The 17,572-nt window shown below is 73.4% G+C and carries 15 protein-coding genes; 12 read left to right on the forward strand and 3 right to left on the reverse strand.

The features are described from left to right. Positions 1–91: 91 nt before the first annotated feature. Positions 92–1,576: an alkaline phosphatase PhoX gene (locus BMY40_RS04330; protein ID WP_093655417.1), complete on the forward strand. Its 1,485-nt coding sequence runs from the start codon at positions 92–94 to the stop codon at positions 1,574–1,576. A gap of 237 nt (positions 1,577–1,813) precedes the next feature. On the opposite strand, the gene BMY40_RS04335 is transcribed toward BMY40_RS04330, so the two are convergent. The 3 genes from BMY40_RS04335 to BMY40_RS04345 form a co-directional block, all read right to left on the reverse strand. Next, positions 1,814–2,005: a hypothetical protein gene (locus BMY40_RS04335; protein WP_093655419.1), complete on the reverse strand. Its 192-nt coding sequence runs from the start codon at positions 2,003–2,005 to the stop codon at positions 1,814–1,816. A gap of 308 nt (positions 2,006–2,313) precedes the next feature. Further along, the gene (locus BMY40_RS04340; protein WP_093655421.1) at positions 2,314–3,507 is read right to left on the reverse strand and encodes a TerD family protein; all 1,194 of its coding nucleotides are present in this window, start codon (positions 3,505–3,507) and stop codon (positions 2,314–2,316) included. 105 nt (positions 3,508–3,612) lie between these two features. Next, on the reverse strand, positions 3,613–3,885 hold the full coding sequence (locus tag BMY40_RS04345) for a GlsB/YeaQ/YmgE family stress response membrane protein (protein WP_093655423.1): 273 nt from the start codon (positions 3,883–3,885) through the stop codon (positions 3,613–3,615). Positions 3,886–4,424: 539 nt separating this feature from the next. Here BMY40_RS04345 and BMY40_RS04350 point away from each other — a divergent pair. From BMY40_RS04350 to BMY40_RS04400, 11 genes are all read left to right on the forward strand, one after another. Next, on the forward strand, positions 4,425–5,654 hold the full coding sequence (locus BMY40_RS04350) for a hypothetical protein (RefSeq protein WP_093655425.1): 1,230 nt from the start codon (positions 4,425–4,427) through the stop codon (positions 5,652–5,654). Positions 5,655–5,938: 284 nt separating this feature from the next. Continuing rightward, complete coding sequence (locus BMY40_RS04355; protein WP_093655827.1) at positions 5,939–6,616, forward strand: GntR family transcriptional regulator; 678 nt, start codon at positions 5,939–5,941, stop codon at positions 6,614–6,616. Then, a complete protein-coding gene (locus tag BMY40_RS04360; RefSeq protein WP_093655427.1) occupies positions 6,613–7,530 on the forward strand; it encodes a dihydrodipicolinate synthase family protein in 918 nt (305 codons plus the stop codon). The genes BMY40_RS04355 and BMY40_RS04360 overlap by 4 nt, the downstream gene beginning before the upstream one ends. Then, entirely contained in the window at positions 7,527–9,299 is a 1,773-nt protein-coding gene (araD, locus tag BMY40_RS04365; protein ID WP_093655829.1) for an L-arabinonate dehydratase, read from the forward strand. Before BMY40_RS04360 ends, araD begins: the two co-directional genes overlap by 4 nt. Before the next feature lie 113 nt (positions 9,300–9,412). Next, a complete protein-coding gene (locus BMY40_RS04370) occupies positions 9,413–10,387 on the forward strand; it encodes a carbohydrate ABC transporter permease (protein ID WP_245769823.1) in 975 nt (324 codons plus the stop codon). Beyond that, on the forward strand, positions 10,384–11,292 hold the full coding sequence (locus BMY40_RS04375; RefSeq protein WP_093655429.1) for a carbohydrate ABC transporter permease: 909 nt from the start codon (positions 10,384–10,386) through the stop codon (positions 11,290–11,292). The genes BMY40_RS04370 and BMY40_RS04375 overlap by 4 nt, the downstream gene beginning before the upstream one ends. Then, positions 11,292–12,575, forward strand: coding sequence for a Gfo/Idh/MocA family protein (locus BMY40_RS04380; RefSeq protein ID WP_093655431.1), 1,284 nt, complete (start codon positions 11,292–11,294; stop codon positions 12,573–12,575). Before BMY40_RS04375 ends, BMY40_RS04380 begins: the two co-directional genes overlap by 1 nt. Positions 12,576–12,637: 62 nt before the next feature. Then, positions 12,638–13,471: a DUF6807 domain-containing protein gene (locus BMY40_RS04385; protein WP_093655833.1), complete on the forward strand. Its 834-nt coding sequence runs from the start codon at positions 12,638–12,640 to the stop codon at positions 13,469–13,471. Next, entirely contained in the window at positions 13,468–15,018 is a 1,551-nt protein-coding gene (locus tag BMY40_RS04390) for a glycoside hydrolase family 43 protein (RefSeq protein ID WP_093655433.1), read from the forward strand. Before BMY40_RS04385 ends, BMY40_RS04390 begins: the two co-directional genes overlap by 4 nt. Before the next feature lie 144 nt (positions 15,019–15,162). Further along, entirely contained in the window at positions 15,163–16,509 is a 1,347-nt protein-coding gene (locus tag BMY40_RS04395) for an ABC transporter substrate-binding protein (RefSeq protein ID WP_093655435.1), read from the forward strand. A 99-nt stretch (positions 16,510–16,608) separates the two neighbouring features. Then, entirely contained in the window at positions 16,609–17,448 is an 840-nt protein-coding gene (locus tag BMY40_RS04400; protein WP_093655437.1) for a rhamnogalacturonan acetylesterase, read from the forward strand. Positions 17,449–17,572: the final 124 nt, after the last annotated feature.

Genomic DNA, 17,572 nt, shown 5'->3' on the forward strand with positions numbered 1-17,572 from the left:
CGACCGGTTCGGCCCGCGTTCAACCCGCGTTCGCCGGAGGGCGGGATCGTGGTCGGCGCCGTGCCATCGCGCGAAGCCGACGGGAGAGACGATGCCGACCAGCAGCGAAGTCAGTCGCCCAGACCTCACCAGGCGGTCGGTCGTGGCCGGGGCCGGGATCGCCCTCACGGGCAGTGCGGGCATCCTGGCCGGCACCTCGGGCGCGTTCGGCGCCCCGGGCCACGACGACCACGACGACCGCGGGGAGCGCGACGGGCACCGCGGGCGGCGGGAGAGCGACGGACCGCGGGGCTACGGTCCGCTGGTGCCCGACCCCGAAGGGGTGCTCGCCCTGCCCGCGGGCTTCTCGTACCGCATCCTCACGCACTGCGGCGTCACCCGGCTGGAGACCGGCGAGTACACCCCCGCCAGGCACGACGGCACCGCCGCCTTCGAAGGGCCCAGGGGCAGGACGCTGCTGGTCAACAACCACGAGCTGAAGGGCCCCCGCGGCGACTGGGAGCACCCGGTGCCGCTCGCCGAGGGGCTGGTCTACGATCCGGCCGCCGCCGGGGGCTGCACGGTCGTGGAGGTCTCGCACGACGGGGAGAAGCTCGCCGAGTGGGTGGGCATCGCCGGCACCTCCACCAACTGCGCGGGCGGGGTGACCCCCTGGGGCACCTGGCTGACCTGCGAGGAGAACTCCGACCGGGCCGGTGAGAGGGGTATGACCCGCGACCACGGCTACGTCTTCGAGGTCGACCCGCGCGACCGGCGCGCCAACCGCGACCCGAAGCCGATCAAGGCGCTGGGCCGCTTCGACCACGAGGCCGTCGTCGTGGACCCGCGGCGCGGCCACATGTACCTGACCGAGGACGACTCCGACCCCAACGGCCTGTTCTTCCGGTGGGTGCCGCCGCAGGGCTTCCGGCACGGACGGGGGAGGCTGCGCTCGCTGGCCGACGACGCGGGCGTCCTCCAGGCGTTCCGTTGCTTCGACTCCGGCGGCCGGTTCGTCGACGACCTCTCCCGCGCGGTGCGCCCCGGCACGGTCTACGGGGTGGACTGGGTGGACGTCCCCGACCGCGACGCCCGCGAGGTGCCCGTCCGCAGGCAGTTCGGCGGGAACGAGGTCACCCGCGCCCGCAAGCTGGAGGGCATGTGGTGGGCCGACGGCGGCGCGTACGTGGTCGCCTCCTACGCCCGCGACGAGGACAGCCCCGGCGAACCGCACGACGGCCAGGTCTGGTTCTACGACCCCCGGCGCCGCACCCTCACCCTCAGGCTGCGCTTCGGGGTCAACCGCGACCCGTACGAGCCCGGCGGCCTCGACGGCCCGGACAACATCACGGTCTCGCCGTACGGCGGGGTGATCATCGCCGAGGACGGCGAGGGGCTCCAGCACCTGATGGCCGCGGACGACCGCGGCCGGGCGTTCCCGATCGCGCGCAACGAGGTGAACATCGGCACGGAGGAGGAGCCGGAGTACAGCGAGTTCGCCGGGGTCTGCTTCTCGGGGGACGGCCGGACGCTGTTCGCCGGGATCCAGGAGCCCGGCATTCTGCTGGCGATCACCGGTCCCTGGCGGCGCCGCTGAACGGCCGCCGGAAAGCCGCCGAACAGCGACCGAGCCGCCACCGAGCAGCGGCAGGGCAGTGGCCGACCCGGCGCCGGGCCGCTTTCGGCGGCGGCTCGGGACGAGGCGGTGACCGTACGGAAGGGCCCGCGGGAGGTCGTCTCCCGCGGGCCCTTCCGTGTCGCCCGGCGCCGTGCCGACACCGTACCGGCGCCGTGCCGACACCGTACCGGCGCCGGGTCGGCGCTGCGCGCGGCTTCAGGCCGCGGCGGTCATCCCCTGCCGCTCGGCCGCCCGCCACAGGCTCCGCAGCCGGTCCAGCTCGGCGAGCTCCGCCCGGGACCAGGGACGGTCTCCGTGTGCGCGTACGAAGGCGCGCAGCGCCTCGTTCGCCTGGGCGGGCGTCTGGGGCCCGGGGGCGCGGGATCCTTGCTCGGGAGTGGTGGACATATGACCAGCGTAGGGGCTGGGTATGACAGCGGCAGGTCCCGCCGATTTCCCTTCCGTCGCGTAGTTCAAACCTCAATCGCTCCGCAAATGCCCGAAATCGCCGCTGACCTGCGAATATGGCTCCCGGTGCGGGGAGTTGGGCCTGCCGGGGCAGTCGGCGGGTGCGACGGATATCACTTCCGCCGGCCCTCCAGCGGTACGGCCGGAGCCCCGTGGCAAGCCTCTTCACGACTCCTGCGCGACTCCTCCTCCAGTCCTCTCCGAGCCCCGGCGGCCGCCCCCGCCGCCGACCTTCCCCGCCGGCTCTCCTACAGGGCCGCGCCGCCCGGCTTCACCATGCCGCGGACGGTGCGGGAGTCCACGTAGTCACCCAGCGCCGTCATCTCCCACTCGCCCGAGAACTGGCGGATCAACTTGCACATCAGCACGCCCGTGCGCGGCTCGGAGCCGGTCAGGTCGAAGCGGACCAGCTCCTCGCCGGTGGCGGCGTCCAGCAGGCGGCAGTACGCCTTGGCGACCTCGGTGAACTTCTGCCCGGAGAAGGAGTTGACCGTGAAGACCAGACCCGTCACCTGCGGCGGCAGGCCGCCCAGGTGGACGGTGATGGCCTCGTCGTCGCCCGCGCCCTCGCCGGTGAGGTTGTCGCCGGAGTGCTGGATCGTCCCGTTCAGGATGGCGAGCTTGCCGAAGTAGCAGTTGTCGATCTTCTTGCGGTTGGCGTCGTAGGCGATGACCGATGCGTCGAGGTCGACGTTCTTGCCGCGGAAGGCGGGCTCCCAGCCCAGACCCATCCGGACCGAGGTCAGCAGCGGTTTGCCGCCCTTGACCAGGGAGACGGTCTGGTGTTTCCGCAGGTCGACCCGGCCCTTGTCCAGGTTGATCCGCCCGGTGGCGGCGGCAGCGGGAGCAGGGGCGGGAGGGGCTGCGGGCGGCGCGGCCGGCATGGCGGGAGCGGCGGGCGCTGCCGGCGCCGAGGGAGCGACGGCGGGGGCCGAGGGCGTGGTGGGCGCCGCGGGCTCCTCCACCGTCACGCCGAAGTCCGTGGCGATGCCCGCCAGCCCGTTCGCGTACCCCTGGCCGACCGCGCGGACCTTCCAGGCGCCGCCCCTGCGGTACACCTCGACCACCACCAGCGCCGTCTCCGGACCCAGCCTGGGCGGGGTGAAGGTGGCCACCACCGCGCCGCTCGCCGCGTCCCGCACGGTCGCGGTGGGCTCGGTGCCGGCGAAGGTCGCGCCCGGTGCGTCGAGGCTGGCCGTCACCACGACCTTCTCGATGTCGGCGGGCACCGCGGCGGTGTCCACCGTGATGGTGTCGAGGCCGCCTGCGGAACTGTGGGCCACCCCCGGGGCGGAGGGCTGGTTGTAGAAGACGAAGTCGTCGTCGGAGCGCACCTTCCCGTCGGCGGCGATCAGCAGGCCGGAGACGTCGAGCCGCGCCGGCGCGGTGACGTCCACCGCCACACGCGCGGTGGGCAGCGGAAGGTTCGAACCGGGAGTCATTGCAGTCATGGTCCGGATAACGGACGACGCCGGTTTACGGTTCCATTACCCTCCCCCGCCCGGGGCGCACTCCGTACCCGGGCCGGAGCCGGGGCGGACCGGGCCTCAGCGGGGCGGGCGCGAGTGGCCGAAGAGCAGACGGTAGGCGATCAGCAGCACCAGGGAACCCCCGACCGCCGAGACCCACAGGGCCGGGTCGTAGAAGTCCCGCTCCACCGGGCGGTCCAGATAGGTCGCCGACAGCCAGCCGCCCACGAACGCCCCGACGATGCCGATGAGCGTGGTGCCCACCAGCCCGCCCGGGTCGCGGCCCGGCAGCAGGATCTTGGCGACGACCCCCGTGACCAGTCCGAGCACCAGCCAGCTCACGATGTCCACGATCGAACCCCTCCCCGCCGCGGGCTCCGCCCGCGGTCCGTGATCTTCGCGGGCCATCATGCCCGAACGGGTGCGCCCCCGAACACCTTCCGGGCGGGCGGCGGAAGGGGCAGAGGTGCGGAACGCGCCGCCCGGACAGGCGCGCCCGGGGCCGCGTCACGGCCCGTCTCCCAGGGCCCGCACCGGGTTCGCGGCCGCGTGGCGGCACCGGTGGGCGGGCCGCACGGGGACGGACGCCACGGTCCCCGTCGCTGAATGCCGTTCACATCCATGGCGGAGCAAGGGGGTTCGGCCGGGCCCCGCCGGGAACGCCGTAGCGCGGGAGTACTGGTCAGTCCGTGGGACCCGGTAACCGGGCGGGCCCCGTGCGCTGTTCAGATATGCGCACATGCGGCACCATCATGGGCGGCCGTCCAGGGGGTGGGCGAGGCTGTCGCGGTCCGGTCCTGTGATCCGGTCTCCGCCCGTCCCGCCCCCGGCCGTCCACCCCGGCCCGGCCGTCCGAACCCGTCCGACCATCTCACACCAAGGAGCCGCCGATGCGCGCTTCCGCGTTCGTCTACCCCTGGGACGTCGTCGGCGACCCGGCCGCCGCCCGCCGGATCGCCGACCTCGGCGTCGAGCAGGTCACCCTCGCCTCCGCCTACCACTCCACCAGGGCGCTCACCCCCCGCCACCCGCGCCACCGCGTCGTCGCCGCCCGGCACTCCGCCGTCTACCACCCGGTGGACCCGGCCCGCTGGGAGGGCCTGCGGCTGCGTCCGTACGCGCAGGACTGGGTCGCGGGCGAGGACCCGTACGGCGAGGCCGCGGCCGCTCTGGCCGACGCCGGTCTGGAGGTGCACTCCTGGGTGATCCTCGCCCACAACACCCGGCTCGGCGGCGAGCACCCGGACCTGACCGTGCGCAACGCCTACGGTGACCGCTACCCCTGGGCGCCGTGCATCGCGCGGGAGGAGGTGCGCGCCTACGCCGCCGCCCTGGCCGCCGAGGCCGCCGTACGGCCCGGCGCGCGCGGGGTGGAGCTGGAGTCCTGCGGCTGGTACGGGCTGGGGCACCTGAGCGCCCATGACAAGACCGGCGGGGTGCGGCTGGACGGGGCCGGCCAGTACCTGATGTCGCTGTGCTTCTGCCCGGAGTGCGAGGCGGGGTACGCCGCGCACGGCGCCGACCCCGAGCGGCTGCGGCGCGCCGTAGCCGGAGCGCTGGAGCCGCTGTGGCGCGGGGAGCGCGGCGAGGGCGGGGAGCGCGAGAAGGCGGCCGGCGGACGCGAACAGGAGTGGGAGGAGGTGGGGAAACTGCTGGGACAGGAACTCGCCGAGGCCGCGGCGGGCTGGCGCGACCAGGTAGCGAGCGCTTTCCAAACCCAGGTCGTGACAGCCGTGCGGAAGGCCGCCGAGGCCCGGCGGACGGAAGGATTCCGGGTGCTGCTGCACGCCGATCCGGCACCCCACCGCTGCGGCGCCAACGTCGGTGTGGACCCCGCCGGCGTCCTCGCCCTGGCCGACGGGGTGGTGCTGCCGTGCACCGGGGACGGCGCCGAACGCGAGGCCGTCCTGGCGCCCTTCGGCCCGCACCGGACCCCCTCCACCGTGCTCGCCGCCAACCTCACAGTGGTCGGGGGGATGGGCGGGCGCCCGGCGGAGCTGGCCGAGGACGCCGCGCACGCCCGGGAGCTGGGGGCGGACGAGCTGCGGCTGTACCACGCCGGTCTGGCCTCCGACGCGGACCTGGCCGCCGTGCGCGCCGCGCTGTCCCGGCTGGACTGAGCGGCGCGAGCGCGGCGCGCGACAGCTCCGCGTGATCGTCGGCGCACCCGTCGTCGCGTACGGTAAGCGCTTTCAGGGCGGTCTCCGAAAGTTCTGTCAGAACCGTTGACGGAGCCCGGGGGCCGCCCTACTTTCGTCCCACCGCACGTCGTACGCGATACGTCATACGCCATATCTCGTGCGTCATATACGAGATGCCGTATACGGGTGTGCGCCGCATCCCGAGCGCCGCGCACACCACCGCCCGTACGCCCGTCGCCACAGCCGACCTGAGAGCCGACCGCATGAGAGCCCCCCTGACCGGTCTCGCACCGGTACCCGTCCCCTCCAGGACGCAGTACGTCATGGAGCATCTGACCCACGCCATCCTCACCGGGCAGCTCCCGCCCGGGCAGCCGCTGGTGGAGACCGAGCTGGCCGCGCGGTTCGGCGTGTCCAAGACCCCGGTCCGCGAGGCGCTGAAGACCCTCGCGGGCCGCGGGCTGGTCGTGATGAGCGAGTACAAGGGCGCCACCGTGCGCACCGTGGACGCCTCGATGGCCCGCTCGGTCTACGACGTGCGGCTGCTGCTGGAACCGGAGGCGCTGCGCCGCACCGTCACGGCGAAGGCGGACCTGGCCGGGGCCCGGGCCGCGCTGGAGCGGGCCGACGCCGCCGCCGACCGGGCCGACCGCTCGCTGGCCAACCGGGACTTCCACCGGGCCCTGTACCTGTCCTGCGGCAACCCGCTGCTGACGCGGATGCTGGACGACCTGCGAGACCAGGCGGCCCTGGTGTCCACCGTCGCCTGGGAGGCCGTGCCCTCCTGGGAGCACGAGGCCGCCGAGCACCGGGAGATCCTCGCCCGGGCCCTGGACGGGGACGCCGACGGCGCGGCCTCGCTGCTGCGCGACCACATCGAGGGATTCGTCCGCCGGGCCTTCCCGGCCGTGGAGAACCAGGAAGGTCAGGTCCAGGCATGACGGACTTCTCCCCCCAGCGGGCCGCACTCGCCGATGTCGTGGCGATCCCGGTCACACCGTTCGACGAGCGGGACCGGCTGGACGCGGACACCTACCGGGCCCTGGTCCGCCGGCTGCTGGACGCCGGAATCCGCACCGTCACCCCCAACGGCAACACCAGCGAGTTCTACTCCCTCACCCCCGAGGAGCGCCGGCTGGAGGTCGAACTGACCATGGCCGAGGTCCGGGAGGCCGGAGGGGGCGCCGAGGTCGTCGTGGGCGTCGGCCACGACCCGGCCACCGCGGTCGCCGCCGCCGAGCAGGCCCGCGACGCCGGGGCGGGCATGGTGATGGTCCACCAGCCCGTCAACCCCTATGTCTCGCAGGCCGGCTGGGTGGACTACCACCGGGCCGTCGCCGAGGCCGTCCCGGAGGTGGGCGTCGTCCCCTACCTGCGCAACCCCCTCATCGAGGGCTCGGCCCTCGCCCGGCTCGGCGAGGCGTGCCCCAACGTCATCGGCGTCAAGTACGCCGTCCCCGACGCCGCGCGCTTCGCCGCCTTCGCCCGCGACGCCGGCCCGGAGCGCTTCGTGTGGGTGGCCGGACTCGCCGAGCTGTACGCGCCGGCCTACTTCGCCTGCGGCGCCACCGGCTTCACCTCCGGCCTGGTCAACGTGGCCCCGCGGATCTCGCTGGAGATGCTCCGCGCCCTGCGGGCGGGGGACTTCGGCGCCGCGATGCGGGTGTGGGAGAGCATCCGCGTCTTCGAGGACCTGCGCGCCGCGCAGCAGTCGGCCAACAACGTCTCCGTCGTCAAGGAGGCCCTGGCCCACCTCGGCCTGTGCCGCCGCGACGTCCGCCCGCCGAGCCGGACGCTGCCCGAGGAGCAGCGCGCCGAGATCGCCGGAATCGTCAAGGGATGGGAGGCGGCATGACCGGCCGGAACGACCAGCACGACCAGCACGGCGGGAGCGGCTCCCGCACCCGCCGCGCCCCCGAGGAGCTGCGCAGCCACCAGTGGTACGGCACCGACGGACTGCGCTCCTTCAGCCACCGCGCCCGCACCCGGCAGCTCGGTTACCTCCCCGAGGAGCACCTGGGCAAGCCGGTCATCGCGATCCTCAACACCTGGTCCGACATCAACCCCTGCCACCAGCACCTGCGCGAGCGCGCCGAGGCGGTCAAGCGGGGGGTGTGGCAGGCCGGCGGTTTCCCCCTGGAGTTCCCCGTCTCCACCCTCTCGGAGACCTTCCAGAAGCCCACCCCCATGCTCTACCGCAACCTGCTCTCCCTGGAGACCGAGGAGCTGCTGCGCTCCTACCCGGTGGACGGCGCGGTGCTGATGGGCGGCTGCGACAAGACCACCCCCGCCCTGCTGATGGGCGCGGCCAGCGCCGACCTGCCCACCGTCTTCGTCCCCGCCGGGCCCATGCTGCGCGGCCACTGGCGCGGCGAGACCCTCGGCTCGGGCACCGACATGTGGAAGTACTGGGACGACAAGCGCGCCGGCCTCATCGGCGACTGCGAGATGGCCGAGCTGGAGTGCGGCCTGGCCCGCTCGCCCGGCCACTGCATGACCATGGGCACCGCCTCCACGATGACCGGCGCGGCCGAGGTACTGGGCGTGACCATGCCCGGAGCGTCGTCCATCCCCGCCGTCGACTCCGGTCACTCCCGGATGGCCGCCGCGGCCGGGCGCCGGATCGTGGAGATGGCGTGGGAGGACCGCAGGCTCTCCGCCATCCTGACCCGCGAGGCGTACGAGGACGCCGTCGCCGCCGTGTGCGCGCTGGGCGGCTCCACCAACGCCGTCATCCACCTGATCGCCATGGCCGGGCGGTCGGGCGTCGGCCTCACCCTGGACGACTTCGACCGGATCGCCCGCACCACCCCGGTGCTGGCCAACCTCAGGCCCGGCGGGAAGTACCTGATGGAGGACTTCCACTACGCGGGCGGCATGCCCGGCTTCCTCTCCCGGCTGCAGGACCACCTCCACCTGGAACGGCCCACCGTCGCCCACGACACGCTGCGCGAGCAGATCGCCGGCGCCCTCGTCCACGACGACGACGTCATCCGCACCACCGGCAACCCGCTCGCGGCCGAGGGAGGCGTGGCCGTGCTGCGCGGCAACCTCGCCCCGGACGGCGCGGTCATCAAGCACATCGCCGCCGAGCAGCACCTGCTGAAGCACACCGGTCCGGCGGTCGTCTTCGACGACTACCGCACCATGCAGGCCACCATCAACGACCCGGACCTGGGCATCACCGCCGAGAGCGTGCTGGTGCTGCGCGGCTCGGGGCCGCTGGGCGGGCCGGGCATGCCGGAGTACGGGATGCTGCCGATCCCCGACCACCTGCTCAAGCAGGGCGTGCGCGACATGGTCCGCCTCTCCGACGCCCGGATGAGCGGCACCAGTTACGGCGCCTGCGTCCTGCACATCGCCCCCGAGTCCCACGTGGGCGGACCGCTGGCCCTGGTGGAGACCGGCGACCTGGTCACCCTCGACGTGGCCGCGCGCACCCTGCGCCTGGAGGTCGACGACGCCGAGCTGGAACGCCGGCGCGCCGCCTGGCGCCCGCCCGAGCGGCGCTACGGGCGCGGCTACGGGGCGCTGTACGAGGAGCACATCACCCAGGCCGACACCGGCTGCGACTTCGCCTTCCTCGCCCGCCCCGGCGAGGTCCCCGAACCCTACGCGGGCTGAGCGTCCGCGCCGCACCACCGCACCGCCGCACCACAGACCGTCCGAACCACCCGCCGACACGACATCTCGAACGACGTTCGACAGTCATTCGACGACAGAACGGAGCACCGGCAATGGCCCTCACCGCCGTGCCGAAGAAGCGCGCCCTGCCAGGGAGGCCGGGGAAACCTGGTGAACCCGGGAAATCCGGAAAAGGGGGCAAGCCCGGGCTCACCGGGAAGCGCGGCCTGCCGTACGTACTGATCGCGCCCGCCGGGCTGCTGATGCTGGGCTTCATCGCCTACCCGATGCTCAGCGTCCTCTACTACAGCCTCCAGCACTACAACGTCACCAAGCCCTGGCGGAACGGCTTCGCGGGTCTGGACAACTTCCGCGAGATCTTCTTCGAGGACCCGCTGTTCTGGCAGACCCTCGCCTTCAGCGCCAAGTGGGTCGTCGCCGAGGTCGGCCTCCAGCTCCTCTTCGGCCTGGCGCTCGCGCTGATCGTCAACCAGACGTTCGTCGGCCGCGGCATCGCCCGGGCCCTGGTCTTCTCGCCCTGGGCCGTCTCCGGTGTGCTCACCACCACCATCTGGATCCTGCTGTACAACCCCTCCACGGGCCTGAGCCGCTACCTGGCGGACGCCGGCATCGGCGAGTACGGCACCTCGGTCCTCTCCGACACCGGCACCGTCTTCTGGGCCGCCGTCCTGGCCGAACTGTGGCGCGGCGTCCCCTTCTTCGCGATCCTCATCCTCGCCGACCTGCAGTCCATCTCCAAGGACCTGTACGAGGCGGCCTCGGTGGACGGCGCGAGCCGCTTCCGGCAGTTCTGGCACATCACCCTGCCGCACCTGAAGGACGCGATCATCCTCTCCACCCTGCTGCGCGCGGTGTGGGAGTTCAACAACGTCGACCTGCTCTACACCCTCACCGGCGGCGGACCGGCCGGCGTGACCACCACGCTCCCGCTCTACGTCGCCAACACCGGCATCGACGGCCACGACTTCGGCTACGCCTCCGCGCTGACCACCGTGGCCTTCGTGATCCTGCTCTTCTGCTCGATCCTCTACCTGCGCCTGAGCAAGTTCGGAGGCGACGACAAGTGACCGCAGCAATCGCGGAGAAGGGCGCCCAGGTGCCCGCCCCGGCCGACGGAGAGACTCCGCCCCCGGCCCGGAGGAAGGCACGGCAGCGCAAACTCGACGACGGGCCGCCGCGCTGGCAGATCTACGTGCCCCTGGGCATCTACCTGCTCTTCACCCTCATCCCCTTCTACTGGATGCTGCTGTTCGCGCTCCGCCCCTCCGGCTCCACCTCGCTGGTGCCCTGGCCGATGACCGGCGAGCACTTCGAGAAGGTCTGGAACGAGCGCAGCTTCGGCACCTACTTCCTCAACAGCACCCAGGTCGGCATCGCCTCGATGGTGATGACGATGGCGGTGGCCCTGGCCGGCGGGTACGCCCTGGCGCGCTTCCGGTTCCGGCTGAAGAACGCCTTCATGCTGGCGCTGCTGTGCTCGCAGTTCATCCCCGGCGCGCTGATGCTGGTCCCGCTGTTCGAGACCTTCCGCAACCTCCAGCTCATCAACTCCATGTGGAGCGTGATCATCGCGGAGACGGTCTTCCAGCTGCCGCTGTCGATGATCCTGATCAGCGGCTTCATCAAGAACGTCCCCGAGTCGCTGGAGGAGGCCGCCTGGGTGGACGGCTGCTCCCGGCTGCGGGCGTTCATGGCCATCGTGCTGCCGATGCTGCGGCCGGGGCTGATCGCGGTGGGCTCCTTCGCCTTCGTGCACAGCTGGAACCACTTCCTGTTCGCCCTGATGTTCCTCTCCTCGCAGGAGAAGCAGACGATCCCGGTGGGCCTGAACACCCTCATCGGCTCGGACAGCGTGGACCTGGGCGCGCTCGCGGCGGGCGGCGTGGTCGCCGCCGTGCCCGTGGTGATCATCTTCGCCTTCATCCAGAAGTGGCTGATCACCGGCTTCAGCGCGGGGGCGGTGAAGGGCTGATGGCTTCCGCCTCCACCCCGGCCGCCGCATCCGCGTCCGCCGCGCACGCCCTGCCGGTCGTGCTGGCCGGCGCCCGCGGCCACGGCCGCTGGCACCTGGCCAACATCCGCCGCCTGGCGCAGGAGGGCCTGGTCCGCCTGGCCGGGGTCTGCGAACTGACGCCGCTGGACGAGAACGAGCTGGACGGCCTCGGCGCCCCCGAGCAGTCGGCCGACTTCGCCGCGCTGCTGGAGAGCACCGGCGCGCGGATCGCCGTGGTGTGCACCCCGATCCACACCCACACCGACCTGGCGCTGGCCGCCGCCGAGCGGGGCGTGCACCTGCTGCTGGAGAAGCCGCCCGCGCCCTCGTACGCGGAGTTCGAGCGGATGGTGCGGGGGGTGCGGGCCGCGGGCGTCGCCTGCCAGATCGGCTTCCAGTCGCTGGGCTCGCACGCCGTCACCTCCGTGCGCGACCTGATCGCCGACGGCGCGATCGGCACGGTGCGCGGCATCGGCGCGGCCGGCGCCTGGAGCCGCGACCTGGCCTACTGGGAGCGTGCCCCCTGGGCCGGCCGGCGCAGGCTGGAGGGCCGGGACGTGGTGGACGGGGTCCTCACCAACCCCCTGGCCCACGCGGTGGCCACCGCGCTGCGCATCGACGGCGGCGACCGCGCCGAGGACGTCGCCGGCATCGAACTGGAGCTGTACCGCGCCAACGCCATCGAATCCGACGACACCTCCTGCGTCCGGCTGCGCACCGCGCACGGCGACGGGACGACGGGCGAGATCACCGCGGCCGTGACACTGTGCGCCGAGCGGCCCGGCGAGCCCTACGTCGTCGTCCACGGCACCGGCGGCCGGATCACCTTCTGGTACAAGCAGGACCGCCTGCTGCTGGAGCGCGACGGGCACGCCGCCGAGACCACCGAGCACGCCCGCACCGACCTGCTGCGCAACCTCGTGGCCCACCTCGCCGGCGGAGAGGAGCTGCTGGTGCCGCCCGAGCGCACCGGCGCCTTCATGCGGCTGGTGGAGGCCGTGCGCACCGCGCCCGAACCGCGCCCGCTGCCCGGCAGCGCCTGGCGCACCGAGCCCGGCACCGGCGGCGACGGCTCCGCCCGGCGGATCGTCACCGGCATCGACGACCTGGTCGCGGCGGGGGCCCGGGAGCTGGCCCTGTACTCCGAGCTGTCCGACGGCTCCGGCCCGCGCGCCCCCTGGGCCGTCCCCGCGGCGGAGCCCGGGCGGAAGCCCGAGCAAGAGCCCGAGCCGAAGCCCGAGCGGAAGGGAGCCGTGGCGTGAGCGCACCGCACCCGCACACCGCCGGAGCCCCGGACGTCCCCGGCACCGCCGGCGCCGTCGAACTGCGCTGCGGCGGGCGGGCCGTGGCCCGCTACGAGTACCGTCCGCAGCTGGCCCGGCGGGAGTCGCCGCGCCCCTACCTGCACCCCGTCCGGACCCTGGGCGGCACCGCCGTCACCGAGCTGCGGCCCGCCGACCACGTGCACCACCTCGGGGTGAGCATGGCCGTCCCCGACGTCGGCGGCGCCAACTTCTGGGGCGGGCGCACCTTCGTCCGCGACCGGGGACCGGTCGAGCTGGACAACCACGGGCACCAGAGCCACCTGGGCTGGCCGGAACTGCGCGAGGACGGCTTCACCGAGGAGATCGCCTGGCAGCGGGACGGACGGCGGCTGCTGACCGAGCGCCGCACCGTCACCGCCCGGGCGCTGGAGGCGGACCGCTGGGCGCTGGACTTCACCACCGAGCTCACCAACGTCTGCGGCGAGGAGCTGTCGGTGGGCAGCCCGGCCACCAACGGCCGCCCCGGCGCCGGCTACGGCGGCTTCTTCTGGCGCCCGCCCGTCGGCCCCCGCCCGCCGGAGGTGTTCACCGAGGACGCCGAGGGCGAGGAGGCGGTGCACGGCTCGCGGGCGCCCTGGCTGGCCATGGCGACCGACGCCTGGACGCTGGTGTTCGCCGGGGCCACCGAGGACACCCGCCGCGACCGGTGGTTCGTACGCGCCGCCGAGTACCCGGGCGTGGGCTCCGCACTGGCCTGGGACCGCAGACTGCCGCTGCCCGCCGGGCGGCCGGTGGTGCGGCGGGTGGTCACCGGTGTCGCCGACGGGCGGCTGGAGAGGGCCGCCGCCGCCGAGGTCGCCGCCCGGCTCACCGGGAAGGAGGCGGCCCGATGACGGCCCTCCCGGCGACCGCGCCACCCACCGCCCCGGCCGGCACGTACCGCAACCCGGTGCTGGACGCCGACTGGTCCGACCCCGACGCCATCCGCGTCGGCGACGACTACTACCTGACCGCCTCCAGCTTCGGCCGTGCCCCCGGCCTGCCGATCCTCCACTCCCGCGACCTGGTCAACTGGCGGATCATCGGCCACGCCCTCCAGCGGCTGGAGCCGGAGCAGGCGTTCACCGCCCCGCGCCACGACTGCGGGGTGTGGGCGCCGTCCATCCGCCACCACGCCGGCCGCTTCTGGATCTTCTGGGGCGACCCCGACCACGGCATCTACCAGATCAGCGCCGAGGACGTGCGGGGCCCGTGGAGCAGACCGCACCTGCTGAAGGCCGGCCGCGGACTGATCGACCCCTGCCCGCTGTGGGACGACGACGGCCGCGCCTATCTGGTGCACGCCTGGGCGAAGTCCCGCTCCGGGATCAAGAACCGGCTCACCGGCCACCGGATGAGCCCCGACGGCCGCGAACTGCTCGACCAGGGCCGCACGGTCGTCGACGGCGACGCGCTGCCCGGCTGGTTCACCCTGGAGGGCCCCAAGCTCTACCGGCACGGCGGCTGGTACTGGATCTTCGCCCCGGCCGGGGGAGTGGAGACCGGCTGGCAGGGCGCGTTCCGCTCCCGGGACGTCTTCGGCCCCTACGAGGAGCGCATCGTGCTCGCCCAGGGCCGCACCGGCGTCAACGGCCCGCACCAGGGGGCGTGGGTGCGGGCGGCCGACGGATCCGACTGGTTCCTCCACTTCCAGCAGCGCGGCGCGTACGGGCGGGTGGTGCACCTGCAGCCGATGCGCTGGAGCGGCGAGGGCCGGGGCGAGGAAGCCGGCTGGCCGGTGATCGGCGACGAGGGCGAACCCGTCGCCGCCCACCGACCGCCCGTCCCCGCCGAGAGCCCGGCGGCCCCCGCCACCGACGACGACTTCCCCGGCGGCCGTTTCGGCCACCAGTGGTCCTGGACCGCCAATCCGGGGCAGGGCTGGACGGTCGCCCACGGCGGCGACGGACTGCGGCTGGCCTGCCGCCGCACCGCCGACGCCCACGACCTGCGCCGGCTGCCGAACGTACTGGTCCAGCGCATGCCCGGCCGCCCGTGCACGGTCGAGGTCGAGCTGCGGCTGGACGGCGCGGGCGCCGGGGCCAGGGCCGGACTGGCCGTCCTGGGCGACGCGTTCGCCTGGATCGGCCTGGAGCGGGACGCCCTCGGGACCCGTCTGGTGCACCGCTTCGCCGAGCCCGCCGCCGAACACGAGCGGGACGCCGCGCACTCCCGGCCCGCGCCGGAAGGCCGAGCGCACCTGCGCGTCGAACTCCTCCCCGGCGCCCGCTGCCTGTTCTCGGCGCGCACCGGGGACGACACCGCCTTCCGCCCCTCCGGCCCGCCCTTCGCCGCGACCCCATGGCGCTGGGTGGGCGCCCAGCTCGGCCTGTTCGCCGCCGCCCCCGAGGGCGGCGGGCCGGCCGGGACCGCGGCCTTCACACGGTTCCGCGTCACCTGACCCGGTCCGCCGGACACCCCGCACCCGGACACCACCGCACGATCCGTCCCCCGGGACACCCCGCACCCCGCACGCCCCCGTACCGCACACCGCACACCCACGAACACCCACGCGGAAACGCACGACCAGGAAAGAGACTCGACGATGAGTGGAAACATCAGCCGCAGACCTCGTGCCCGTACCCTGCTGGCCCTGGGCGTCAGCGCCTCCCTCGCACTGACCGCCACCGCCTGCGGGAGCTCGGGGACCGAGACGGGCAGCGAGGGCGAGGGCAAGGGCAAGATCGTCTTCTGGGACAACAACGGCGGTGTGCGCACCGAGGTCTGGAAGAAGATCATCACCGAGTTCGAGAAGAAGAACCCGGACATCGACGTGGAGTACGTCGGCATACCCATCGCCGACGTGCAGTCCAAGTACGACACCGCCATCCAGGGCGGCGGCGACAGCCTGCCGGACGTGGGCATGGTCAGCACCGCCTACCTCGCCAACATGGTCGCCCAGGGGGCCCTGGACCCGGTCACCGACCGGATCGAGGACAGCCCGCTGAAGGGCAAGCTGGTCAACGGCATGGTCGAGAGCGTCAAGGCCGCCGGCGGCGAGAAGGACGAGATGTTCACCGTCCCGACCTCCGCCAACCAGGGCGTGCTGTGGTACCGCAAGGACATGTTCGACAAGGCGGACCTGCCGGCCCCCACCACCTGGGAGAACTTCTACCAGGCGGCCGAGGAGCTGACCGAGAGGAAGAACAACCGGTTCGGCTTCACCATCCGCGGCGGCGCGGGCTCCATCGCCCAGGCGCTGGAGATGATGTACGCCCAGTCCGGCATCGACAGCTTCTGGAACGGCGACAAGACCACCGTCAACGACCCGAAGAACGTCGAGGCGCTGGAGAGGTACGTCGGCCTCTACAACCGGTACACGCCCAAGGCCGACCTGAACAACGACTTCACCAAGATGGTCGCCACCTTCACCGGCGGCGAGGTCGGCATGCTCCAGCACAACCTGGGCTCCTACACCGACCACGTGAAGGCCTTCGGCGAGGAGAAGATCGGCGGGCTGCCGATGCCGCCCTCCTCCGAGGGCGGCCCGCGCACCCTGGTCTCCAACCCGGTCGACGGGCTCGGGCTGTTCAAGTCCAGCGGGAACAAGGCGGCGGCCTGGAAGTTCATCGAGTTCGCCGCGTCGGCGGAGATGGTCAGCCTCTGGAACGAGTCGGCGGGCTCGATCCCGGCCAACACCGGCGCCGCCGACGACGAGTGGCTCAACGACGCCGAACCCACCAAGACGGCCATGGAGTCCCTCGACGACCCGAACACCAAGATCGTCCAGCTCCCGTACTACCTGCCGGACTGGAACACCATCAGCAAGGCCGACACCGAGCCCAACTTCCAGAAGCTGCTGCTGGGCCAGATGACGGCCAAGGAGTTCGCCGACGACCTGGCGAAGCGGCTCAACGAGGCCCAGGCCGAGTGGAGCGAGCAGAAGGGCTGACCGCCCCGCCGCGGCGGGGCGGCACCGCAACGGACCGCCCCGCCGCGCCCCCCACACACACAGCCCGTACCAGGCACACCGAGCCGAGGGGGTACCTCCATGCCCGTCTCCCGCCGACACGCCGCCGCGGCGCTCGCCGCGCTTCCTCTCACCCTCGCCGCCGCCGGCGCCGCACAGGCCGCCGCGCCCGCCCACGGTCCCGGCCGCCCCCGGCGCGAGGGCACGGTCTTCATCGCCGGCGACTCCACCGCGGCCCCCAAGACCGCCGCCGCCGCGCCCGAGGCGGGCTGGGGCATGGCCCTGCCGGTCTTCCTGGGCCACGGCTGGACGGTCGCCAACCACGCGGTCAACGGCCGCAGTTCCAAGAGCTTCCACGACGAGGGGCGGCTGGCCCCGATCCTGGAGGCGATCCGCCCCGGTGACCTGCTGCTGGTCCAGTTCGGCCACAACGACGAGAAGACCGGCGACCCGGCCCGCGGCACCGACCCCTACACGACCTACCAGGACTACCTGCGCCGCTACCTCGACGGCGCCCGCGCCCGCGGTGCGCGCCCGGTACTGATCACCCCCGTCGAGCGCCGCCGCTTCGACGCGGACGGACGTGCCAGACCCACCCACGGCGAGTACCCCGAGGCGATGCGCGCACTGGCCGCCGCCGAGGACGTCCCCCTCGTGGACGTCCAGGCCGCGAGCCTTGCCGAGTGGGACCGGCTGGGCCCCGGCGGCACGCTGGAGGTCTTCCTCCACCTCGCCCCGGGCGAGCACCCCAACCACCCCGAAGGCAAGCAGGACAACACCCACTTCCGGCCGCACGGCGCCGTCGAGGTCGCCCGGATGGTCGCCCGGGGCCTGAAGGAGCGGCGCCTGCCGCACCCGGGCGCGCTCCGGCGGCTGGACGACGCCGTCCCGGAGAGCGTGGTCACCTGGCCGGCCGGCTGATCCGCCGCGCCGTCCGCGACCACCGGGCGCCTCCGGACGCCCGGAGCGGCCCGGCGTCCCGGCCCCCCGAAGACCCTTGAAGACCCCCGAACGACCCGCACGACCGAAGGAGTCGCAGTGCAAA

The sequence above is a fragment of the Streptomyces radiopugnans genome, assembly GCF_900110735.1.
Classification (GTDB): Bacteria; Actinomycetota; Actinomycetes; order Streptomycetales; family Streptomycetaceae; genus Streptomyces; species Streptomyces radiopugnans.